The sequence below is a fragment of the Paenarthrobacter sp. TA1.8 genome, assembly GCF_048595705.1.
GTDB lineage: Bacteria > Actinomycetota > Actinomycetes > Actinomycetales > Micrococcaceae > Arthrobacter > Arthrobacter nitroguajacolicus.
Genome location: NZ_CP184287.1, coordinates 1,227,660 through 1,249,456 on the forward strand (window position 1 = coordinate 1,227,660; position 21,797 = coordinate 1,249,456).

Annotated in this window: 23 protein-coding genes; 10 read left to right on the forward strand and 13 right to left on the reverse strand. The window is 63.2% G+C overall.

The window, feature by feature from the left end; all coding sequences use genetic code 11:
* Nucleotides 1-44: 44 nt before the first annotated feature.
* A complete protein-coding gene (locus tag ACNAOT_RS05905) occupies nt 45-2,528 on the forward strand; it encodes a Tex family protein (protein WP_420180380.1) in 2,484 nt (827 codons plus the stop codon).
* Nucleotides 2,529-2,619: 91 nt separating this feature from the next.
* Here the strand turns inward: ACNAOT_RS05905 and ACNAOT_RS05910 are convergent, their stop codons facing one another.
* Nucleotides 2,620-3,651, reverse strand: coding sequence for an alpha/beta hydrolase (locus ACNAOT_RS05910; protein WP_420180381.1), 1,032 nt, complete (start codon nt 3,649-3,651; stop codon nt 2,620-2,622).
* A 351-nt stretch (nt 3,652-4,002) separates the two neighbouring features.
* Complete coding sequence (locus ACNAOT_RS05915; RefSeq protein WP_420180382.1) at nt 4,003-4,917, reverse strand: MSMEG_6728 family protein; 915 nt, start codon at nt 4,915-4,917, stop codon at nt 4,003-4,005.
* A gap of 83 nt (nt 4,918-5,000) precedes the next feature.
* Here ACNAOT_RS05915 and ACNAOT_RS05920 point away from each other — a divergent pair, with 83 nt between their 5' ends.
* The 3 genes from ACNAOT_RS05920 to ACNAOT_RS05930 all read left to right on the forward strand — a co-directional run bounded on the left by ACNAOT_RS05920 (nt 5,001) and on the right by ACNAOT_RS05930 (nt 7,483).
* On the forward strand, nt 5,001-6,032 hold the full coding sequence (locus ACNAOT_RS05920; protein WP_091465871.1) for an adenosine deaminase: 1,032 nt from the start codon (nt 5,001-5,003) through the stop codon (nt 6,030-6,032).
* 145 nt (nt 6,033-6,177) lie between these two features.
* Entirely contained in the window at nt 6,178-7,104 is a 927-nt protein-coding gene (locus ACNAOT_RS05925) for a glycosidase (protein ID WP_420180383.1), read from the forward strand.
* 94 nt (nt 7,105-7,198) lie between these two features.
* Nucleotides 7,199-7,483, forward strand: coding sequence for an acylphosphatase (locus tag ACNAOT_RS05930; protein WP_091465875.1), 285 nt, complete (start codon nt 7,199-7,201; stop codon nt 7,481-7,483).
* Between the two features lie 7 nt (nt 7,484-7,490).
* Here the strand turns inward: ACNAOT_RS05930 and ACNAOT_RS05935 are convergent, their stop codons facing one another.
* The 4 genes from ACNAOT_RS05935 to ACNAOT_RS05950 are packed head-to-tail and all read right to left on the reverse strand — an operon-like array spanning nt 7,491 to nt 9,905.
* Nucleotides 7,491-7,853: a type II toxin-antitoxin system VapC family toxin gene (locus ACNAOT_RS05935; RefSeq protein ID WP_420180384.1), complete on the reverse strand. Its 363-nt coding sequence runs from the start codon at nt 7,851-7,853 to the stop codon at nt 7,491-7,493.
* Nucleotides 7,854-7,879: 26 nt separating this feature from the next.
* Nucleotides 7,880-8,146: a type II toxin-antitoxin system Phd/YefM family antitoxin gene (locus tag ACNAOT_RS05940; RefSeq protein ID WP_420180385.1), complete on the reverse strand. Its 267-nt coding sequence runs from the start codon at nt 8,144-8,146 to the stop codon at nt 7,880-7,882.
* Between the two features lie 54 nt (nt 8,147-8,200).
* Nucleotides 8,201-9,094 (reverse strand): ribokinase, encoded by an 894-nt coding sequence (locus ACNAOT_RS05945; protein WP_420180386.1) that lies wholly within the window; start codon nt 9,092-9,094, stop codon nt 8,201-8,203.
* A gap of 37 nt (nt 9,095-9,131) precedes the next feature.
* Nucleotides 9,132-9,905 carry a GntR family transcriptional regulator gene (locus ACNAOT_RS05950; RefSeq protein WP_420180387.1) on the reverse strand — a complete coding sequence of 258 codons (774 nt, stop codon included), beginning with the start codon at nt 9,903-9,905 and terminating at the stop codon, nt 9,132-9,134.
* A gap of 134 nt (nt 9,906-10,039) precedes the next feature.
* Here ACNAOT_RS05950 and ACNAOT_RS05955 point away from each other — a divergent pair, with 134 nt between their 5' ends.
* Both ACNAOT_RS05955 and ACNAOT_RS05960 read left to right on the forward strand, forming a co-directional pair.
* Complete coding sequence (locus ACNAOT_RS05955) at nt 10,040-11,512, forward strand: MFS transporter (RefSeq protein WP_420180388.1); 1,473 nt, start codon at nt 10,040-10,042, stop codon at nt 11,510-11,512.
* Nucleotides 11,513-11,609: 97 nt separating this feature from the next.
* Complete coding sequence (locus ACNAOT_RS05960; protein WP_420180389.1) at nt 11,610-12,602, forward strand: nucleoside hydrolase; 993 nt, start codon at nt 11,610-11,612, stop codon at nt 12,600-12,602.
* Nucleotides 12,603-12,684: 82 nt separating this feature from the next.
* On the opposite strand, the gene ACNAOT_RS05965 is transcribed toward ACNAOT_RS05960, so the two are convergent.
* Genes ACNAOT_RS05965 through ACNAOT_RS05980 form a run of 4 tightly spaced genes read right to left on the reverse strand, consistent with a single transcriptional unit; the run spans nt 12,685 to nt 16,407 of the window.
* Entirely contained in the window at nt 12,685-13,437 is a 753-nt protein-coding gene (locus tag ACNAOT_RS05965; protein WP_420180390.1) for an ArsR/SmtB family transcription factor, read from the reverse strand.
* Between the two features lie 56 nt (nt 13,438-13,493).
* Nucleotides 13,494-15,440: a DUF222 domain-containing protein gene (locus ACNAOT_RS05970; protein WP_420180391.1), complete on the reverse strand. Its 1,947-nt coding sequence runs from the start codon at nt 15,438-15,440 to the stop codon at nt 13,494-13,496.
* 44 nt (nt 15,441-15,484) lie between these two features.
* Nucleotides 15,485-15,979 (reverse strand): DinB family protein, encoded by a 495-nt coding sequence (locus ACNAOT_RS05975; RefSeq protein WP_420180392.1) that lies wholly within the window; start codon nt 15,977-15,979, stop codon nt 15,485-15,487.
* The gene (locus ACNAOT_RS05980) at nt 15,976-16,407 is read right to left on the reverse strand and encodes a VOC family protein (protein WP_420180393.1); all 432 of its coding nucleotides are present in this window, start codon (nt 16,405-16,407) and stop codon (nt 15,976-15,978) included. The genes ACNAOT_RS05975 and ACNAOT_RS05980 overlap by 4 nt, the downstream gene beginning before the upstream one ends.
* 143 nt (nt 16,408-16,550) lie before the next feature.
* Between ACNAOT_RS05980 and ACNAOT_RS05985 the strand changes: the two genes are divergently transcribed.
* A complete protein-coding gene (locus ACNAOT_RS05985; protein WP_420180394.1) occupies nt 16,551-17,042 on the forward strand; it encodes a hypothetical protein in 492 nt (163 codons plus the stop codon).
* A gap of 55 nt (nt 17,043-17,097) precedes the next feature.
* Nucleotides 17,098-17,787: a hypothetical protein gene (locus tag ACNAOT_RS05990; RefSeq protein WP_091465892.1), complete on the forward strand. Its 690-nt coding sequence runs from the start codon at nt 17,098-17,100 to the stop codon at nt 17,785-17,787.
* Between the two features lie 115 nt (nt 17,788-17,902).
* On the opposite strand, the gene ACNAOT_RS05995 is transcribed toward ACNAOT_RS05990, so the two are convergent.
* Nucleotides 17,903-18,403 carry a GNAT family N-acetyltransferase gene (locus tag ACNAOT_RS05995; RefSeq protein WP_420180395.1) on the reverse strand — a complete coding sequence of 167 codons (501 nt, stop codon included), beginning with the start codon at nt 18,401-18,403 and terminating at the stop codon, nt 17,903-17,905.
* 149 nt (nt 18,404-18,552) lie between these two features.
* Nucleotides 18,553-18,972 carry a hypothetical protein gene (locus ACNAOT_RS06000; RefSeq protein ID WP_420180396.1) on the reverse strand — a complete coding sequence of 140 codons (420 nt, stop codon included), beginning with the start codon at nt 18,970-18,972 and terminating at the stop codon, nt 18,553-18,555.
* A 268-nt stretch (nt 18,973-19,240) separates the two neighbouring features.
* Between ACNAOT_RS06000 and ACNAOT_RS06005 the strand changes: the two genes are divergently transcribed.
* Together ACNAOT_RS06005 and ACNAOT_RS06010 are read left to right on the forward strand one after the other, a co-directional pair.
* Nucleotides 19,241-19,978: a GAF and ANTAR domain-containing protein gene (locus tag ACNAOT_RS06005; protein ID WP_420180397.1), complete on the forward strand. Its 738-nt coding sequence runs from the start codon at nt 19,241-19,243 to the stop codon at nt 19,976-19,978.
* Between the two features lie 57 nt (nt 19,979-20,035).
* Nucleotides 20,036-21,400, forward strand: a complete 1,365-nt coding sequence (locus ACNAOT_RS06010; protein ID WP_420180398.1) for an MFS transporter — start codon at nt 20,036-20,038, stop codon at nt 21,398-21,400.
* Between the two features lie 79 nt (nt 21,401-21,479).
* On the opposite strand, the gene ACNAOT_RS06015 is transcribed toward ACNAOT_RS06010, so the two are convergent.
* Nucleotides 21,480-21,692: a hypothetical protein gene (locus ACNAOT_RS06015; RefSeq protein ID WP_309073779.1), complete on the reverse strand. Its 213-nt coding sequence runs from the start codon at nt 21,690-21,692 to the stop codon at nt 21,480-21,482.
* Nucleotides 21,693-21,797: the final 105 nt, after the last annotated feature.

Here is a 21,797-nt window from a genome sequence, read left to right on the forward strand (position 1 = left end):
AGTACCCGCCTTCGGAAACTGTCGGCCAGGTGAGGCAAACTGTCATGGTGACTTCAAATCTCCAACACCAGTCAGCTGACTCCGCCATCCACGCCATGATTGCCGAAGAACTCGGCGTCAAGACCTGGCAAGTCAAAGCCGCGGTGGAACTGCTCGACGCCGGATCCACCGTCCCTTTCATCGCCCGCTACCGTAAGGAAGTCACCGGGACGCTCGATGACACCCAGCTCCGCGACCTCGAGGAACGCCTCAGATATCTGCGTGAGCTGGAAGAACGACGCAAGTCCGTCTTGGAAGCGATCGCCGCCCAAGGCAAGCTGACCCCGGAACTGGAAGCCGCCGTCGTCGGGGCCGATACCAAGGCGCGCCTCGAGGACATTTACCTCCCGTTCAAATCCAAGCGCCGCACCAAGGCCCAGATCGCGCGCGAAGCCGGGCTGGAGCCGCTGGCCGATGTCCTGCTGGCCAACCCGCAACTGGACCCCGCCACCGAAGCCGCAAAGTACTTGAACGCCGAGCACTCCATCGACGACGCCGCCACAGCGCTCGCGGGAGCCCGCGCAATCCTGGTGGAGCGCGTAGGGCAGGACGCAGACCTCGCGGAGGACCTCCGTGAACGCCTCTGGAAGCAGGGACGCATGGTGTCGCGCGTCAAGAAAGGCATGGAGGCTGAAGGCCAGAAATTCAAGGACTACTTCGAATTCACGCAGGTGCCTTCCGGCATGCCGTCGCACCGTGTTCTTGCCCTGTTGCGCGGTGAGAAGGACGGCGTCCTTGAGTTGGATCTCGCCGAAGCAGACCCAGCCGACGACGACGCCCTGGCCGCCGCCCGCGGCCGCTATGAAAACGCTGTGGCCAAGTGCCTTGGGGTCGCCAATAACGGGCGGCCCGCGGATGCCTGGTTGACGCAAACCGCGCAGCTGGCTTGGCGGGGTCGCATCCTGGACCGGCTGACCACGGACCTTCGCGGACGCATGTTCGCCGACGCGGAAGATGAAGCTGTTCGCGTGTTCGCCGCCAACCTGCGCGATGTCCTGCTTGCCGCACCTGCCGGCAACCGGGCAACGCTTGGCCTCGACCCCGGACTCCGGACCGGCGTGAAAGTGGCTGTCGTGGACGGCACCGGCAAAGTTGTCACCACGGACACCATCTACCCGCACGCACCGGCGAAAAAGTGGGACGAGGCGTTGGCCACGCTCGGACGGCTCGCGAAGCAGTACAACGTGGAGTTGGTGGCGATCGGCAACGGAACGGCTTCCCGCGAAACGGACAAATTGGCGACGGAACTCATCAAGTCACTCGAAGCTTCAGGCTCCAAGGGGATCCAGAAGCTGGTGGTGTCAGAGGCCGGGGCTTCGGTGTACTCAGCCTCGGCCCTCGCGGCTTCCGAACTCCCTGGCATGGACGTCTCGCTTCGAGGTGCTGTTTCCATCGCCCGCCGGCTTCAGGACCCCTTGGCCGAGTTGGTCAAGATCGAACCCAAGTCCATCGGCGTGGGGCAGTACCAGCACGATGTCACCGCCGCCAAGCTCGACCGCTCGCTGGATGCCGTGGTGGAAGACTGCGTGAACGCCGTGGGCGTGGACGTGAACACAGCATCGCCCGCGCTGCTTAGCCGCGTGGCCGGCGTCGGGCCGCTGCTGAGCGAGAACATCGTGGCCTATCGGAACGAGAATGGGCCGTTCGCCAAGCGCAGCGACCTCAAGAAGGTGCCCCGGCTGGGTGCCAAGGCGTTCGAGCAATGCGCGGGCTTCCTCCGGATCACCGGGGGAGCGGAGCCATTGGATGCCTCCAGCGTGCACCCGGAAGCGTACTCCGTGGCTCGGAAGATCCTCGTAGCTGCCGGTGGCGGTCCCGCCACGGCGTTGGATCCGCAGGCATTCGTCGATGGCACGTTCGGCCTACCGACCGTCAAGGACATCATGTCCGAGCTGGAAAAGCCCGGCCGCGACCCCCGTCCCGCGTTCAAGGCGGCCTCCTTCTCTGAAGGCATCGAGAAGATCTCCGACCTCAAGCCCGGAATGATCCTGGAGGGCACTGTCACCAACGTGGCTGCGTTCGGCGCCTTCGTGGACGTCGGAGTGCATCAGGACGGGCTGGTCCACGTCTCGGCACTGTCCAACAAGTTCGTCTCGGATCCACGGGAGATCGTGAAGTCCGGCCAAGTGGTACGGGTCAAGGTGTTGGAGGCCGATCCCGAGCGCAAGCGGATCTCCCTCACCCTGAGGCTCGACGAACCCGGCACTGCTGGTGGGCGCACCTCGAGTGGACGTGCCTCAGGCGGCGAACGTGCTGGTGGTCAGCGCGGCGGCGGTCAGGGTGCTGCCCAGCGCGGCGGCAGCCAAGATGCCCAGCGCGGCGGCCAAGCCGGGCAGCGTTCGGGCCAACCTGGCCAGGGTTCACAACGGCAGGGCCAGGGTGATCGGCGTCAGGGCGGCGCTCGCCAAGGCAAACCCCAGCAGGCTCCGGCCGCTCCTGCCAACACAGCAATGGCTGAAGCATTGCGAAGGGCCGGACTGGGTAAGTAAGCCCCGCTGCCAACGAGTCCCGCCCTTGTTCGTGTGCCGTCCCGTTCTACGGTGAGTCGGACGAACACGGGACGGATTCGTGAGCGGATGCCTACAAACCCGCGGTCCGGGCCTCCCACGCCTCTGCGTTCGAAGCCTGCAGAGCCATCGGTAGCCAGCGCCCGATACGTTCGAACGCCTGGCGCCTGACCGGTTCCGGCGACAGGAAAATGTCGTGGAACGCGTTCGGCAGCCGGCTCACCGTGACGGTGTCCGCCAGGGACAACGCGCGGTGGGCCACGGCGTCGACGTTGAGTGCCACGTCAGCGGTGAGCGCGTCGGCCGACCACTTTGGTTGGAGATAGCTCTTATCCGAGAGCAACACGAGTACCGGAACTTCGATGCCCAAACCTGCTGCGACGGTTGCCTGGCCACGAAACACGGCGTCGAGGAAGGCCGGAGTGATAGGGAATCCGCGGTCAGGCCGCCACTCGAGGTTGTAGTCCCATTCGCCGTCAAGAGTGGCTGATACGGCCCGGGTGTAGATGCCCGGATCCACTGGCGGCAGCGGCGTCAAGGGATGAAGACGGGCGTGGAGTCCCACGAGGGGTGCGATCGCCCGCCTGCCGAGTTCGGTCGCCTGGAATTCCAGCCAAGGGCTGTTGAGGATCACAGCCGATGCGATGCCGGGATGGCGGGCGGCCCACAGGCTGAGGGTGAGCCCACCGGTGGAGTGTCCCAACAGGATGAGCGGCCGGTCCACGCCCGAAACACCAGAGCGGCCCATGGCTGAAAGCGCTGCTTGGATGTCGGCGTCGTAGTCCGCGAGGTTGGTGACGAAGCCCGGCACCATTCCAGGGCTTAGGCTGCGACCATAATTATGCAGGTCCAGGGCGTAGAAGCGAGCGCCTGTCCGATGCCAGAACTCGGCCACATGCTTTTGAAAGAAGTAGTCGGACCAGCCGTGGACGTACAGGACGTCGGCGTCCATTCCAGCGTCGTCGGGAATTTCGCCGGGGACCGCGAGCCACTCCGGGGCGACCCCGAGGTACCGCACCAAGGTGGCGGTGGCGCCGCCGTCGAGCTTTAGCGTTTGTTGCTCAAATCCCTCGCCAAGAATGTCCGGGGTCCACGGCTGCGTCATGAGTTTTTTTCCTTCTGCCACGGCCAGCGGCCCGTTATTTCGAGCTCGAGCATGGCCCTCTCTGCCTAGGTGCGTGCCTCCACCGTCTCACAGAGCAATCGCCAGCACGCACCTGTTGCCGCCGATTGCCCCTGTAACCGTTGGTGCGAATGGCGCGATGGGGTGCGGTGCCGGTGATCGTGTGGTGCGCGGCGCGGGAAAGGGTGCGCCGGGCGGGCGAGGGCGGGGTGTCACTTGGCTGTGTCAGGGGGTGCTCGCAGCAAACAACGACGGCGGCAGCCCGGTTCCCTTGAAGAGAACCTGGCTGCCGCCGTCGGGCGTTGGTGAAAGGTGCCGCTACAGCGCCGGCCGCTACAGCGCCGGCGCCGGGACCGGGAAGAAGACCCGTGGATCCTGAAGCAGTGCGGGGTAGTCGAAGTCGGTGCGCTTGATCACCTTGGTGACCTCGAAGTTGCGCGCGAACCGGCCGTCAACGGTAATGGGTCGGCCCTGGATCAGGCCAACAGCGAAGGTTTGGCCACCGTCGAAGGGAACCGCAAGTTCGGTCTTGCCAGGCAGGGTGTTGAATGCCTGCTCCTGGGCCTGACGCTTGCGCGTGGGCTTCTTCTCTTGCTGCTTGACGGGCCGCTTCTTCGGGCCCTTAACCTGACGGCGGGACTTTTCCTCCGCGTACACGAACTGGTACTCGTCGGGGTCTGCCGGGGCAGCGGCACGGGCCTTGCCGTGCGGCGGCATGGCGACGGTGGTGAGCTGCTCCGGACGGAGGTCCTCCACGTTGGCGCGCAGGATCAGCAGGCGGTCCTCTTCCGGGTCCTCCGGGTGGAACTCGTGCTTGGGTTCTGGCCACACGTACTCGAGCTTTTCCTCGGTGCCGGGGAAGACCTGGGAGTAGTGCTTGGGATCCTTGGAAATCAGCTTGGAGCGGTGGCTGAGGTGCAGGTCCTCGTGTCCGAGCCACGGCGGCATGACGATCCTGGAGGCGTAGTCAGGGTGGGCCGCCTGCGGGGCGAACTCCGTGATGTTGGTGCGCGTGTTGTCCGGGTGGCCGCGAGCAATCCACTCGTCGGCCATGGCCAGGCCGTACATGGTGAGCGCGGGGACGTGGCCCATCCACATGCGCACGGCGGGGTGGGACTGCCAACCGTACTCCGGGATCACCAACGCGCGGAGAACCTGGAGGGCTTCGACGCGCTGTTTGCCGAGCCTTGAAGTGTCGAGCGCCGCGGCACTCTCACGGAAATCGGCGAAGGGGAGGAAAGTCTGCATCCTTTCAGTTTGAGGGTGCCGGGCGTAAGAACCAAGTTGAGTGCTCCGGGACACGTGCCGGTGTTGGGGCCTAGAGTTGTCGGGTGGAAACTTTTGGCGAGAAAACTACGACCACGGCGCCTCCGGTTGCCGAACTGCACCTGCACATCGAAGGGACTCTCCAGCCAGAGCTGATCTTTGCCCTGGCCGAACGAAACGGCATCGAACTGCCATACGAAGACATTGAGGAACTCCGGGAAAAGTACGAGTTCACTGACCTGCAGTCTTTCCTGGACCTCTACTACGCCAACATGGCCGTCCTGCAGACCGAGCAGGACTTCACTGACATGACGCGCGCCTACCTGAAGCGGGCTGCTGCCGGGGGAGTGCGCCACGCGGAAATCATGATGGACCCCCAGGCCCACACCTCCCGGGGCGTGGCCCTGGAAACCTGCGTCAATGGTGTGGCCAACGCACTGGCCACCTCCGAGGAAGATTTTGGTGTCTCCACCCTCCTCATCGCTGCGTTCCTGCGTGACATGTCGGAGGACTCGGCTCTTGAGGTGCTGGACCAGCTCCTGGCAATGCACGCTCCGATCGCCGGAATCGGTTTGGACTCCGCGGAGGTGGGCAATCCGCCGTCGAAATTCGAGCGCCTGTACCAGCGCGCCAGCGAGGCCGGTTTGCGGAGGATCGCGCATGCGGGCGAGGAAGGACCTGCCTCCTACATCACCGAGGCCTTGGACGTACTTCACGTCGAACGGATCGATCACGGCATCCGCTGCATGGAAGACACGGATGTAGTGCAACGACTCGTCGCTGAGCAGGTTCCCTTGACCGTCTGTCCGCTCTCCAATGTCCGGCTCCGCGCGGTGGATAAGCTGGCTGACCACCCTTTGCCGGAGATGTTGGCGATCGGGCTGAACGTTTGCGTGAATTCGGACGACCCCGCTTACTTTGGCGGTTACGTGGACGACAACTTCGAGCAACTGGTCAAGGTCCTGGAGTTCTCGGTTCCGGAGCAGGCCACCTTGGCTGCCAACTCCATCCGGTCCTCCTTTGCCAGTGACGCCCGCAAAGCGGTGCTGTTGGACGAGGTCACGGAGTGGGTCAAGGCATCCGTGACACCCGCTTAAGGCACGGCAGCCGAGACCCGTGGATCACTTGCGGCGTCTGTGATGTCACACTCAGTCACGACACACGGTGTTTACCTTCCGCAGTCGCGGGAATTAACAATTCATTGGCAAACTTCTAGGGAGTATCCACCGTTGAAGGAGAAGCATGGGCGCGAATACCGCCGAGAACACCAACCTTCGTCTGAAGGCCGTACTGGACATCCTCGCTGAGAGCGTATGGTCCGGGGCCACGTTGAACGCCGGCGAGGTGCTGGCCGAAGCGATCGTTCGAGTACCTTTCAATGACCACGAGGCTGAACTTCTCAGTGGCGGCATCCCTCGCGGCCACAAGACCTTGACGTCTGCCTCGGCGAAGCTGGTCAAGGCTGGCTGGCTGGTCAAGGGCCGCTCGGGTTGGACCATTCCGGAGGACGGACTGCGTGCGACTGTGGCCTTCCCGGACGCGCAGGCATTTGGAGCAGCGCTCGACGCCGGCACTCCGGTACCGGCCGACGTCGCCGTTCCGACGGCCCCGCCTGTGAAGCCGCAAGCCAAGAAGACAGCTGCAACCAAGCGGGCTGCTGCGAAGAAGGCCACCGCGCCAAAAGTCGCGGCCGCTGATGTAGCTGAGCCGAAGGTTGCTGCCGCCAAGGTCTCCGCGCCGAAGGCCAAAGCTGCAACAGCCAAGGCTTCCTCCGCCGTGGCTGCCCCCACCGCTACGAAGTCCACCGCGAAGAAGGCCACGCGCAAGGCGCCGGCGAAAGCAGCAGCCGCCTCCGCCGTCGAGACCCTGCCACAGCCTGACGCCGTGGCGATCGCCGGGGACTTCAATAAAATCCTGGGAGCACCCGAGGATTGGGCGCCGCAGTACGACGAAGCCCAGATGGATTTCAACCCGCTGGTCCAAGTGTGGACGCTGACGGCTGAGCTGCCCGCCGGCTTTTACACCTACAAGATCGCGCTGAACCGTTCATGGGACGAGAACTACGGTGCGTTCGGCGCCCGTGATGGTGCGAACCACGAGTTGAACCACGACGGCGGTCCGGTCACCATCACGTACAGCCACGCGACGCGGGACATTGTGGTCGGCTAGGTCTATTTCCGGCTCTAAACCTGCCCTTGTTTGTCCCACGTCCCGTTGTACGGTGAGTGGGACGAATGAGGGCAGGTCTCGTTAAGGTGGTTCCATGACTGACGAAACCCTTCGCCTAACAGCCCGCATCACCGGAGTGGTCCAAGGGGTCGGGTTCCGTTACTGGACGGCCCGTAAAGCTGACGAGCTCATGTTGAAGGGAACAGTCCGCAACGACCACGACGGCTCGGTGCTGTTGGTCGCTGAGGGGGAACCATCCGAGGTCAGTCAGCTCACCTCATGGCTCCACTCCACCCGGGCACCTGGGCGCGTGGACAACGTTGACTTTGAGGTCTCCGAAGCAACCGGGGAGTTCGACGACTTCCGCATTGTGGGCTGAGCTGTTGCTAGGCCCCGGGCGATGCCGTGGTGAGCCCTGATTCGGTAGCGGCGAGGAGCAGCCCGTGGTCGTAAGCGACCAGGCTGTCGGTCTGCAGTCGAATGGCTGCTGCCAAGTGAATAGCGTCCGCACTCCGCAACTGTCTCGGGAGTGCCGCTGCGTACATGAGGTCTGAGCGGGCCACGTCTACCAAGTTGATTCCGGCCAAAACGGCGTTGACGACGTCGAACGGCAAATTCCTCCGACGAGCTGCGCAGTGCAGTTCCGTGTAGAGGAGCATGGAAGCCACGAGATGCGCTCCTGAGGCTGCCATCTCCACCAAGTAGGCAGCAGCGGCGGCTGATTCCTGTTCGTCAACCACCAACTTCATGACCGCAGAAGTGTCAACGTAAACGATCACCTGTCGCCGCGCAGATCGGCCAGGATGTCGGCTGTAGTCATGTCGATGCTGATGCGAGGCAGGATGGTGAAGTCCACAGGTGTCGCGCTTGCCGGCCGGACGCTACCTGCTTGGAGTAGACGCTCAAAAGGCGAAGCCGATGGAGGAATGAGGGTTGCCGCCACCTCGCCGTTGTTGGTGACTTCGATGACTTCCCCATTCTTCACGCGTTCCAGAATCTTACTGCTCTGGTTACGCAGTTCCCGGTGCGGAATAGTTGTCATGATCGGCCTCCGTAGCAATCGTAGCATCCTGTGCGCCGACAGCGTTTCCGCTGGTCAGGCAGGCTGAGCTGCAGTCCGCGTCGCCTCGACGTAGTGCTCCAGCGGCTGCAGCGCAGGCTGCGAGGAGCTGTCCCTGACAGCGTCGGCACCAACGGCGTTGGCTACTGACAAGGCGTGCGCGTACTCAAGTCCGGACTGGAGCGCCAGGACCAGCGCGGCGCAGAAGGCGTCCCCGGCACCGATGGTGTTGGCAATGTCGGTGACTCGCACCGCCGGAGCGCCGGCCACCCGTTCGCCGTCGACGAAGATCGCCGAACCTTCGCCCCCGTAGGTCACTGCAACCAGCGGAGCGTCGCGGAGGGCCGGGATCAGTTGGTACTCTGTCTCGTTCACGATCACCAGGTCGCAACGTTCCAAGAGCTCGGGAATGATCGGTGCAGCAGGGGCAGCGTTCAAGACAAAGAACCCCTTGGCTTGGCGTGCGGCTTCCAGCACAACCTCCTGGTCCACTTCGAGTTGGCAGAGGACGGCCTCGTCGTCAGCGAACGCAACACCCTCCAGGCTCACCGAAGCGTTGGCGCCGGGGCACACCACTATCTGGTTCTCGCCCCCACCGTCTACCAGCACCAGGGCAGTTCCAGTGGCAGCATCCGCCCGGGAAACGTCCTGAACGTCGACGCCGGCGGCCGCCATCGCGCTGAGAAGGCTGGCGCCGGCGTCGTCCTGGCCCACGGCCCCCACCATGCGGGAGTGTCCGGTGAGCCGGGCCGCAGCAACAGCCTGGTTGGCGCCCTTCCCGCCGGGTTGTTGGCGGAGAACGCCTCCGCCAACGGTTTCACCGGGCGAGGGGAGACGGTTGGCTGTCGCCGTGATGTCGAGGTTAATGCTGCCCACCACCGTGAGCGTGGGGGCCAATTTGGGCGCAGGGAACTGCAGGGACGTGCTCATGGGAGAACCCTTTCGGGATATTAGCGGAGGGGAGATTTCAGGAGGACTGGATGACGGACAGGTGGCCGGCCTTGGCGGCCACCAGGCATTTGGCGAGATAGAACGGAGAACCATTCCGGCGGACGTATTGGGTGAGGACCAGCACGGGATCGGAGGGGCGGAGGCCCAGCAACTTCGCGCGGCTAGGGCCGGCGGTGCTCAGGCTGATCTGGCATTCGCCGGGGCCAAGGGTCGCGCCGGGCAGCCCGCTGAGGACTTCCAAGAGCGTTGACGCGGAAAGCGTGGGAGCTTCTGCAGCTTCAGCCAGGGCCTCGGCTTCGGGGATTCCCTGGGCGACGTTCTCCTGGAGATGGGCCAGGGGCTCACCGTTCCGGATGAGCACACTTTCCCAGAACCACACGTCCTCGTCAGGCTGGACACCAATGCCTGGCGCCACGAATTCCGACGCCGGTTGCTTGATTGCGGCTACCCGTTTGACCTGGATGTCCTGGTCCGGCCCGCCAAGAAGCTGATCGAACGGTCGAATGTGTTCAATGCCGATGCGGGGGAGCGAATCGGCAACAAACCGGCCAACTCCGCGTCGTGCCCGGGTAAGGCCATCTTCTTCGAGCAACATCAGCGCTTCCCGGATCACGGTACGGCTGACGTCCATCATGCTGCCCAGCTCCGTCTCCGTGGGGAGCAGGGAACCCGGCGGCAGGATTTTGGTCCGGATCGCTTCGGCGATGCGCGAGTAGGCCGCGACGCGCAAAGGTTGCCCGGGTTGGGCGGCGATGGGTCGCGACAGGAACTGGACGGCGTTGTCGGTCAAGGGTGCCTCACTTGAGATGGGTTACGGATACTGTACCGGATGGCTGTGATAGGTTGCACAAGCTCGTAATACATGCTTGTATAACAACTCACATCTCGTGGCGCCGCCCGCGCCCTCGGACAAAGGAGTTTGATGTGAACATCCCCAATACCGCGGTTGACCCGCAGTCTGTAGATCCCCAGCCTGTTGACCGGCAGTCTCCATCACAGGTGACATCAACTGAAGCAGCCGCAGACGAAGGCCGCTTTCACGGCAAGGCAGCCGCGCTGCTCATCACTACGCTGGTCCTGGCGGTGCTGGCATTCCAGCTCAACGCCAGTATGATCACTCCGGCACTGCCACACATCGGCTCCTTCTTCGGCGAAACGCCCGAAGCCGTGGCCCAAGTGCAGTCGATGTTCTTCCTCGCCGGCGCCATCGCTGGACCCGTGATCGGCCGCTGGAGCGATTTCATCGGACGCCGTAACGCACTCCTCCTGGTGCTGGCCATCATGGGCGCGGGAACCGTGCTGTGTATCTTCGCACCCACCCTGCCGTTGCTGGTCACTGGCCGCTTCATGCAGGGTGTTTCCAGTGCCATCTTTGCGCTCTCCTACATCGTCCTGAACGAGTACCTGCCTGCCCGACTCTTCGGAACATCCATCGGCATCATCGCTGCCATCAACGGTGGGGTTGGCGGCGTGGATGGCTACTTCGGAGGGCTCGTGGCTGAGACCCTTGGCTTCCAGTCGATCTTCGTCGCAGTCCTAGTACTGGCCGCGATCGCCGTCGTGTGTGTCATTAAAGTGGTCCCGAGTGGCAGGTCCGCCGTTGCTCCCGGCCGGATGGACTGGTGGGGCGCAGGTTCGCTGTCCGTGTTCCTGGTGTTCATCACCTATTTCGTGTCCACGGGCTCTTCGGCGGGTTGGACCTCACCGGCAGCCCTTGCCCTGCTTGCCGGCAGCATCGCGTCCTTCACGGCCTTCTGGCTCATCGAGAAGAAGCGCGAAACCCCTCTTGTGGCCGTTCACCACCTCCGTTCACGTCAGGTGTGGCCCGTCATCGCCACCACCGTACTGACGCTCGCGGGCATCTTCGCCATCATCAACTTCACTGTGGTGTTGCTGAGCCAGGACAAGGAAAACGGCTTCGGATTGTCGGCTTCGGTCGCTGCCTTGCTGTTCCTCACACCCGCAGCACTCATTGGAGTGTTCGCGGCTCCGCTCGCCGGGTGGATCGCCGACCGCCGCGGCTGGATCAAGACCGTCCGCGTCGGCACGGCAACCAGCCTGGCCTGCGCAATCGTCGCGGCGCTATTCGCCCACAACCAGATAGCAGTGCTCATCGCCATCGCCGCTCTGGGCATCTTCTACAACGGCTTCTTCCTCACCGCCATCAACGGCCTGTCCGTGCTGCTCTCGCCCAAGGAAGCGCCGGCCGCGCTGCCGGGCATCAACGGTGCTTCCTTCGGCATCGGGGCGAGCCTTGGCGTTGTAGTCGTTGCACCGTTCGCAGGCCAGGGCACCGCGGCCGGATACTCTGCGGCCCTCTGGATTTCGGTGTCCATCACCGCGCTTGCCTTCATCGTCAGCCTGTTTATCGCGGCCCCCAAGGGCGAAAAGATCTAACGCACGACGCCGGCACGCGGCTGTGCGTGCAACTCACCGCAGCTTCAGCCCACTCCGCACAACAAGCAGTCCGCTTCACCTGAAACGAGAGACCAAAATGACCCAGCCCGCCCCCTTCTTCCTTGACTGCGATACCGGCATCGACGACGCCCTCGCCTTGGCCTACCTCCTCGCCTCCCCCCGGGCGGACCTCGTGGGCATTGGCACCGTGAGCGGCAACGTCAGTGCGGCAGGCGGGGCACGGAATACGCTGGACCTGCTGAACTTGGCCGGCCACCCGGACATTCCCGTGGCTATCGGCGCCCACGATCCGCAGGTTGGCACTTTTCACGGCGGCGCTCCGCACGTCCACGGTGATAACGGCATCGGCGGGGTAGATCTGGTCCCGTCGGACCGTGAGCCCGTCAAGGCCACGGCCGCGGAGCTGCTGGTTCAATTGGCGCACAAATATGCGGGGGAGCTTCGCCTTGTGGCCATTGGCCCGTTGACCAACATCGCCGAAGCCCTGCGCCTGGAACCGAAACTGCCCGAGCTGATCGCCGAGGTCACCATCATGGGCGGCGCAGCGTTGGCCCCGGGAAACATCACGCCTGTTGCCGAGGCCAACATCGCCAACGATCCTGAGGCTGCCGCCGAAGTCCTGGCCGCCGACTGGAACGTGACGCTGGTGCCGTTGGATGTCACCATGACTAACGTCCTGGAGGAAAACCACCGCCAGGAACTGCTCGCCACCAAGCACCCGGTCTCGCAGGCACTGGGCGAAATGCTTGGTTACTACTTCGGCTTCTACGTCGACATCTTCGGCCGGGCTTGCTCGGCGATGCACGATCCCCTTGCTGCGGCCATCGCTGTCAGGGGTGTGGAACTCGCACTGGCACCGACCGTCCGGGTCCAGGTAGATACCACCGACGGACCCGGCCGCGGCCAGACGGTCTGCGATCTCCGTGGCCAGTACGCGGGATTCCCGGCGCAGCGCGGCGCACGTTGCCGAGTGGTGCTGGAAATCGGCGAGGACTTCGCGCCACACCTGCTGGGTACCATGCAGGCGGCCTGGCTTACTGAGGCACAAGCGGTGGCACCGGTCGCCTGACTGGCGGAAGACTGAGGTATCGGCGACGACGGCGGCAGCGGCCCGCCGTCGTCGCCCTCTTTAAGCTGTAGTCCTTTAGTGACTACGCGTACATGAGCGAGCCGGGCGTCGTGAGGGTTTCGCCGGTTTCCAGCCAGGTTTTGAGGCCCGAGAGGATCATGGGCCAGCCGCCGTACAGTTGGTCGTTTGCGCCTTCGCGGAGCTGATTGTGCGTCACAGTGAGGTGGCATGAGTCGCCGACGGGCTCAATTTCCCAGGTGATCCGCGACGTTCCCTCGGCCTTCACATCCTCGCCCCAGAGCGCACGCATGGTTTGGACGAGCCGACGTGGGGGATCCACTTCGATGTTTTCGCCCTCGCCGAGTGGCGCGTCCGCCTTGACGTTGTGCATCTCGAAGCGGCTGCCCGGAGTCCAGTCCGAGGTGAAGGTGTTTCCGAACTGGTATTTGCTGCGGATCTCGCTGTTGGTTATGGCTTCCCAGAGCCGCTCCGGGGTGGTCTTGATGTAAATTTCGAAGATCTTTTCCATGGGACTTTCCAATCTGGATTTGAGGTCGCTGAGGGCAGCGGCCCATGGTTCTGCGTATTTGCTCACCCATCGATCGTGGATGAGTCGGATGGGAACCGGATTCAGGAAGTGCAGCTTTTCGCGCCCCCTACGGCGGGTGACCACCAAGCCCGCATCCTCCAACAACTTGAGGTGCTTGGCGATACCGAAGCGGGTCATCTCGAACCGGGCACCCAAGGCGGAGGCAGACTGACCGTCCTCGCGGAACAGCTCATCCAGCAATTCCCTGCGGGTCGAGTCTGCCAAAGCCTTGAACACTACGTCCATGGGCTCAGAATAGGTGACCAATTGGTCACATGTCAATGGATTTTCTTATTGGGCCTCTATGTTCTCTGGGGTGTGTGGTGGTGGTTGCGTCGTGGTGTTTGTTGGGGGTCGAGGTGGGGTGGGGGGATGAACCAGGGGACTCCGGTGGTGATGTCGATGCGCCATTGTTCTTTGTGGATGAGGTGGTGGTGGTGGCTGCAGAGCAGGGTGCCGTTGTTGGTTGAAGTGGTGCCGCCGTGGGACCAGTAGGTGGTGTGGTGGGCTTCGCACCAGGGTGCTGGGATGGTGCAGTCGGGGAAGGCGCAGCCGCCGTCGCGGGCGGTGATGGCTTTGCGGATGTGGGGTGGGAAGATCCGGGTGGCGCGGCCGATGTCCAGGACGCGGGAGTCGCTGCCGAGCAGGACGGGGATGATGTCGGCGTCGCAGGCGATTTTGCGGATGGTGTTCGGGTGAATGGGGCCGGTGAAGGTCGCTGTGCCGGTGCTGAGCGGATTCAGGGCCGCTCCGGTGTTGCCGTGGTCGCTAGGTCGTGAGTTGTGGGTGAGTTGTTCGAAGAGGTCGCGGTGGTCGATGGTGACGGTGAGTTGGGGTCGGAGTCCGCCGTTGGAGGGCAGTTTCCCGGTGGTCATGGCGAGGGCGCAGGCTCCGACGAGGCCGTTGAGGAGTTTCTGGGCCCGGCTGCGGCGGTCCAGGTCTGGTTTGCCTGGTCTGTGTTCTGGTCCGGTGGGATTGGTGCCGATGGGATTGTTGCCGGTGGTGAGTCGTGGGTTGGTGGCGGTGTTCATGGCGGTGGTGAGGGTTTCGTATTGTTCGGCGGTGGCGAAGATTTCGAGGTGGTGGAGTCCGTGGCGGCGTCGGCGGCGGAGGAACGCGCCTTGGAGTTGGCGGAGGACTTCTTCGGATGGTTCGGTACCGTCCTGGTCGATCCTGTCGGTCCAGCGTTTGGTCATTTTGGTGACGAAGTCCGGGTCGGATTCCATCGCGGTGGTGGTGAGGGCGTGTTCCATCCGGGTGATGGTGTCCTCATCGGTGAGTTGCCGGACTGTGTCCAGGGCGGTGCTGATGATCGTCGCGGACCGGGACGGTACCAGGGCTGAGATGAGGGCGTCGGCCAGGACTTCGCGCCGGGCCGGGATCTGTTGCCCGGCCATTCCCGTCTGAGGCAGGACATCGGCCGCGAGGGCGAGCCTGCGCCGGGCTTCACCGATGCTGATCCGCAGCCGGGCCCGAAGGAACTCGGCCGCAGTCCGGTATCCGTCATCCAAAGGGCTCACTGAATCGGCGGCCCGTCCGCCGGAACCCGCGCCGACGACGGAACCGGCCAGAGTTGCTGACTCCATACCGGTCACGGAACCTGCCCCGCCCACGGAAGCTCCTGCGCTTATGGAGCGTGCTCCAGCGGCAGCTGATGCCGGGCCGGGTCCTGGCTCTGGTTCAGTCCACCCCGTCCGCCATCCCGGCCCGGCCCCGAACTCGGACGCCCCCGGCGACGCTTGCTGTGCTTCTTTCCGGGTCCGTTCCACCGCCTGCGCCGCGACGACCTGCAAGTACTCCAACGACCGGGAGATCTCCTCGACCCTGCCCGCGAAATCGGCAGCCTCAACAAAACCAAACAACCTCGCCTCATCGACTACGGATTCACGAAGCAACCCCAGGGCTTCGCTCGCCTGCTCAAGCGGCTGGCCCACAGCACTGGGTGAAGGCCGGCTGGCTTCGATCAGACTTGCTCTGCGCTTGATGTCGGCCGCCAAGACTACTGGCAAACCAGGCGCAGCGTCCAAGGAGTTCACGCCGTCACCGGTGCTGAAATCCGGTAAGCCGCTCAAAGACTCCAATCCGGGAAGCAGCCCAGCGCCTCGAGGGCTACCCGCGAAAGTGTCGGCCGCCGTCGAACCCCTCAATGTGGCCGTCCGGACAGGGACGCCCAGGGATCGCTGACGCAGCAGGGCATCCGCGCGTGGCGAACCCGCCCGCCGTGCCAATATCTGCCCGATTGCTCCCATAAACCAACCCTGTCATGGGGCTCTGACATTATTAGCGCGAGCAGTTACCGGGTGATCTGTTCGCGCAGGATATCGGCGTGACCACAGTGCTGTGCGAGCTCGCGGAGCATGTGCAGGTAAACCCATCTGAGTGGCAGCGGACCGCGTCGGTTACCCAGCACCAGATCATCGAGTCCAAGGGGAGTGGCCGCCCGTCTGGAGGCTTCGCACGCCTCTCGATGCGCTGCCTGAATACTGGCAATGGTGTCTTCGTCGTCCAGGATGAACGACTCGTCAGTTGTGGCCGGGATGCCAATCTCGCTCCGCGGCCGAGAGGTGATGGCTTCGTCGAACCACACTTTCTCCACGAACGTCACGTGCTTAACCAAGCCCAGAAGTGTTGTTCGGGAAGACACCAAGGATCGGCGTGCCTGCTCCTCCGTGAGTCCATCCAAGCACTCGTTGAGGGTTCGACGGTGCTCGTCGAGGAAGGCGTCGAACTGCGTCCGGGCATCGGATTTGATGACATCATCAGCCAAGGTCTGCGGTGTGGCACTCATCCGAAAACCACCGTGCCGTCGTCGTCAATGCTCCAGCCGGGGTTGTGCGCGATTTCCCAAACAATCCCATTCGGGTCCTTGACGTGACCGTGGAAGATGCCGCCAAACGCACCGGACTGGGCGGGTTTCACCACAGTTGCCCCGGCCGACGCGAGGGAGTCGATGGTGCTGGACACCTCAGCCGGGCTGCCGACGTTGTGTGAGAGCGTCACGCCACTGACTCCTGAAGTAGGAGTAGTGGTGCCGAGGTCCTGATCGAACTTTTCGGCGTCAAACAGGCCGAGCATCAGTCCCGGCGCAACCTGGAAGAAAAGGATCTCGCCGGGAACATCCATAGCCGGATCCCAGCCGAGCCCGTCCTTGTAGAAGGCGCGGGCGGCGTCGAGGTCCTTTGTGGCGAACGTGAGGAAATGCAGTCGCTGGTCCATACGGGAATCGTAGCGGGAAGGTACGACGGCGGTAGCCGACTATCGTGGTGGCGGCAGACCCGCCTAGGTGCTTCTGCAACGATCCGGTGGTCATTCGTGGGAATCAGGAACCCCCGGCCGTTCACCGCGGCAACAATGAGGACATGAGTTCTTCTGCACGCCTGGCCCGGCCTCGGCTTCAACGCGCGGCCCTGCCGATATCAGTGGCGATGTTGGTGAGCTTGGCTTCTGCAGGTTGCGGTGCCTCGGTAGGCGGGGCGCCGCCTTGCTTGCCGCCGGAACATACCGTCAGCCCTTCCTCGGCGAAGCCGGGTGATTCAGTCACTGTTTCTGCACCGGATGCCAAGTGCGATCCCCGATATGGCGAAGACGCCGTCATCAGTATCGTCTTCATTGATGCGGCTGGGGTTGAGGTGCTCAACACGACAGCACCCATGGCCGACGCCGGCGGGTTCAACTTCACCGCGGAAGTCCCTTTGAACTCCGCCCCAGGCGTCATGGCTGTGAATGCCATGCCCCATGGCGTCGATTGGTGTGACGACACCGGCAAGAACAACCGGGTAAGCCAGGGCGAGCTTCCACTCGAGAGGGCATCCTGCGTCCTCCCCACGAAGCCACTCAACATCACCAATTAGGCCGACTTGCCGGGTCTTGTTGAGGCCCGGTCAAAGCTGGTGGGAGGATGGAGCAGTGGAACCCCTCTTCGACTTCCTTGGCAGTTACTGGTGGCTCATTTTTCCTATCGGCGGGATGGCTGGTGGCTGGGCAAGGTCGTGGTCGAAGGCCAGCGAGGAGCGCCACCGGCGCAAGGTTGAGTTGCTGAAGTTACGGAACCAACTGGCGGTCCACGAGGAAGCCAATCAAGCCGAGGTTGTTTCGCTGATTGCCGCACATGATTCAGTGAACCACCGGTGGCTGGAGTACGAGCTCGACGTAGGCAACCTTATTGATTTCCCGCTTATGACGGACGTCCGCGAACCCCTTACGGTCGCGTTCCTACGAGCCAAAAAGGAAGCCGACGGCTTACGCCCCGCTGCACCCGAGGACATTTCGACGCCGGCCCGGTTGGCTGAGTACCGCACAGCTGTCCACAGTTTCGAACTCGCTTTCGACGTTGCCGAACGGGAAGCCCGGCGCATCAAGGACGGCAACTTCAGCGGCCCGGAACGGCAGCGATTGGCTACGGCAAGGAAGTTGCTCCGAATTGCTGAAGACACCGCAGCCACCCCAGCCGAACGTCAAACGGCGTACAAACGTGCCCGCAAAGAACTCGATGGCCTGATCGTCCTGCCTGAGGCAACGGTCGCCGCACTTGAAAGCAAGATCATCAGCATGTTGGACACCCGCAAGGACCCCGACACGGACGTCCGGTTCGCTTGAGGCTCCGGTGGTGTGGCTTCCTGACCCTCTTTGAACCCGCAACGGGAGCCATTCAACCGAAATAGGGTGCTTTCTAATACCTCGGGATCCAAAGTGGATCGGGACGGCACAGCAGCTAACCAAACTCGACACCCATCACCGTCCGCACCAACGCCCCGCCCAGGTCGTCCTCGAGCTGCTGCATTCCCAGCCGCTCGGCCACCCGACGCGAGGCTACGTTGTCCGGGTGGATAATCGCCACCAGGCGCCCAACCCTAAGAACATCCCGAGCAAGTTCCAGGCAGGCCAAAGCCGCCTCCGTGCCGTAACCGTGCCCCTGAAGGTCCCGGCGAACGTGGTAACCGACTTCGAGCTCGGACCGTCCGTTGACTTGTTGCCGCGTCAGCCCGCAGTCGCCGACGAACCCGCCGTCGTGCGTTTCGACGATCCACAACCCAAAACCGTCGCGAGCGTAATTCGTCTGGTTCCACTCGATCCAAGCCAGTGCTTCGCTCCGCGTTTTGGGCGCTGGGTAGTACCTCATTACTGCGGGATCGCCGAGCATCGAGCTCATTACCTCGAGATCGGCGAGCGTCATCTCGCGAAAGCGGAGGCGGGCTGTCGGGTGGGGGAGCATCCTCGAAGCCTAGCTGCAGCAGGGCTGTACCTTCACCACCTTCTTTGAACTCGGCAGGGCCCTAAAACAACCATAATCGGCTGAATTAGAGTCCCTGACAATCCAAAGTGGGTGGTGACGGCACGCCGTCTCTCAGCCCGAGCCTCCGCTTAGCCCCGGCCCATGCTGGTCGAGGGGTCGCCGCCACCTTCTGAGGGGTCGGCGCGTAGGTCATCAGGGTCACCGCTCGGCAGACCGGCCGGGCCTGACACGTCGCCTGAACCGGCAGAAGCGTCAGCGTCAGTTTCGGCGTCCTGGTGAGTTCCGCCGTCGTGCGTTCCGCCGTCATGCGCGCCGGCGTCGCGGTGCCTTGGCGCATCACCTGTCCCGGTGCGGCTCCGCTGGGTGTCATTCGGAGAGAGGTCCTCATCCATGGCGTTGGAGCCTTCGCTGATGGAGGAGTGAACCTGGACGTCGTCGTCTTTTTCGCCGGGTTCGGGGACGCGCCCGTCGTTGACGGGATCGGAGGTGCCGGCCAGGTCTTCCATCGCGTTTTCGGTGGCCTTGCGGATGCTGTCTTCAACGCCCATGAGATGACTCCTTTGCACGAATAGTCCGTATTACGGATCTCGGTTTGCATTAGTAAGCTTACTTACTTTCGCGAGCATACGAAACCCTTCCCTAGGTTGACAAACGCCTCTCTGTTACTCATGTATCCGCAGGTCAAGGCCGGTTGGGGCTGCACTTTGTACCGGTGATCGTTGGACGATAAGGTATTGCCAGACCGTTTTGCAGAGGGCGGCCCTTATCGCTCCTTTGCTGTCTGCTGGGGACGCATTTCAGTCAGTAGGAACGTGCATGGTCAACCCCCGCCCTGAGCAGGAAGCTCTCCAGAATGGATACTTTTTGGATCTAGTCCTGGGCAGCGAAGACGTCGAAGCTTTTCTCGGCGAGCTCGCGGCTTTCTCCGCCGAAAGCCTCTCGCACCCGGAAGCGCCCGTCTTCTGTGGCATCACCGTATTGCGTCGTAAGAAGTCGGCCACCGCGGCCAGCAGCGATGATCGCGCCAGAGCAATGGATGAGCTTCAGAACGACTTTGATGGCCCTTGTCTCACGGCCATGGATAAGCTGACGCCGGTGATGGTGCCGGACCTTCTTCGGGAACACCGGTGGCCAGGGTATGTGAAGGCCGCGTCGCACCAGGGCTTGCGATCCATTCTGAGTGTCCCCCTCCTGGTGGAAGGCGATACACGTGCTGCGTTGAACCTTTACTCGGAGCAGCCGGATGCCTTCAGCGATGACGACATTGAGCGGGCTGAAGTTTTCGCGTCCCACGCCTCAAAGTCGTTGCGGCTCGCCCTGAAGATTGCGCAGCTCAGCGATGCCCGGAACGATCTCGCAGCAGCCATGCAGTCCCGCACCGTGATCGATCTGGCGGTCGGGGCCATCATGGCGCAGAACCACTGCAGTCAGGACGAGGCCTTCACCATCCTCCGCACCGCATCCAGCAACCGCAACATCAAGCTGCGGCACTTGGCGAAGTCCATCATCTCGGCCGTTTCGTCGGGGAAGATCACCACGCATTTCGAGGAGTAGGTCCGCCTACCGAACCTGTTTCGTGACCCGAGGCAACCATGGAGCAGACTTAGACGGGTGACCGCCAATAAGCCCCGCCCCGGCCTTGCAATTGCTGCGCTGAGCCTCGGGACGGCGCTGAATCCGTTGAACTCGTCCATGATCGCTGTGGCGCTGGTGGTCTTGCGGGAGCATTTCGAGCTCGACGTTGCCACCGTCACTTGGGTGATCACATCGTTCTATCTCGCGTCGGCCGCGGGCCAGCCGCTCATGGGCCGGCTCGCCGACCGCTTCGGTCCGCGCCGCCTGTTCATGTTCGGCATGGCATTGGTGGCGGTCACGTGCGCAATCGCACCGTTCCTGCCTAACTTCGCGCTGGTCTGCGTGGCCCGCGCGCTGATGGCTGTAGGGACCGCGACGGCGTACCCGTCCGCCGTCGTGATGGTTACCGAGTTGAGCCGGCTAATGAACCTCCCATCCACGCGGCCATTGGGCCGGATCCAGATGGCGAACACGTCGGCCGCGGCTGTGGGCCCGGTGGTCGGCGGCCTGCTGGTGAGTTTGGTGGGGTGGCAGGCGCTGTTCGCGATCAACGTGCCCATCGCTTTGTTGGCGATGATCGTGGTGTACAAGGTGGCACCCGTGGATTCCGGGCGCGAGACCGGCAAGCTCGGGCAACTGATCCGCGATTCCGATATCCCCGGCATCCTCGCGTTCGTCACCTCGCTGATGCTGGCCATGATGGCGCTGCTCAACGTGATGCCCGGCTACCGCTGGTACCTGCTGGGCGCCGCTACGGTGATCGGCGTGCTGTTCGCCTGGCGCGAGCTGCGTTTCCAGCCGCCGTTCCTGGACCTCCGTTTGCTGGGCCGGAACCGGCCGTTGCTGCTGGTCTACTTACTGTTTGTGGTGTTCAGCGGCGTCTACTACTTTGCGTTTTTCGGACTTCCGCAGTTGCTGCAGGAGGGAGGAAATTACGACGCCGGCGTGGTGGGCCTGCTGATGCTGCCACTTGCGGCGTTGTCGGTTGTGGTGACGCCACTGACCGTGCGGTTCATTGAGCGCTTCGGCGTGCGTTCCGTACTGATCACCGGGGTGTTGATCCTGACGATCGCGACCGGCGCACTCGGGTTCCTGACAATGACCCTGTGGGCGCCGCTGGTCTTCGTCCTGACTGCCTTGATGGGTGTCCCGTATGGGGTGGTCAGCACGGCGTCGAACCAGGGCCTTTACGTTTCCGCCCGCCCCGGAGAGAGGGGAGTGGCCTCCGGGATCTTCCAGACCTGCCGTTACCTCGGGGCCATCACCGCCACTGTACTGATCGGCGTGCTCTATGGCCCGGGCGTGAACCAGGCGAACTGGGGGATCATGGTGCTGGTGATGCTTGGCCTCAGTGCTGTGGTGTTGTTGCTGGCTGTGATGTGGCGTAAGCCAGCGTTATAACGCCCCGAGCTCGCCCGCCCGTGTACCAAACCCGTCCGTGTACCTTACTCGCACGTGTAGCTTTACGCTCCGGTGTGGCCTATGCGCCGGTGTGCTGCGCGCAGTGCTCGCAGCAGAACATGCCGCGTTCGTTTTCCACACCGTGACCCAGAATGCGACAGCCGCAGTGTCCGCAGTTGGGGGCCATGGCGTGGATGGCGCATTCGAAGCTGTCGTAGGTGCCGGTTCGCTCGCCTTGGGTGATGGTGAAGGTCTTGTCGTAATCGTTGCCACATGTATCGCACGTTGCCATGGTGGAGCTCCATTTCGAAGAGGCGGACCCGGCTCCCGCTGGAGGTGGGAGCCGGGATGTTCTTAACATAAGCATGCTTACTATTCCTCATCAAGATGCTGTCGA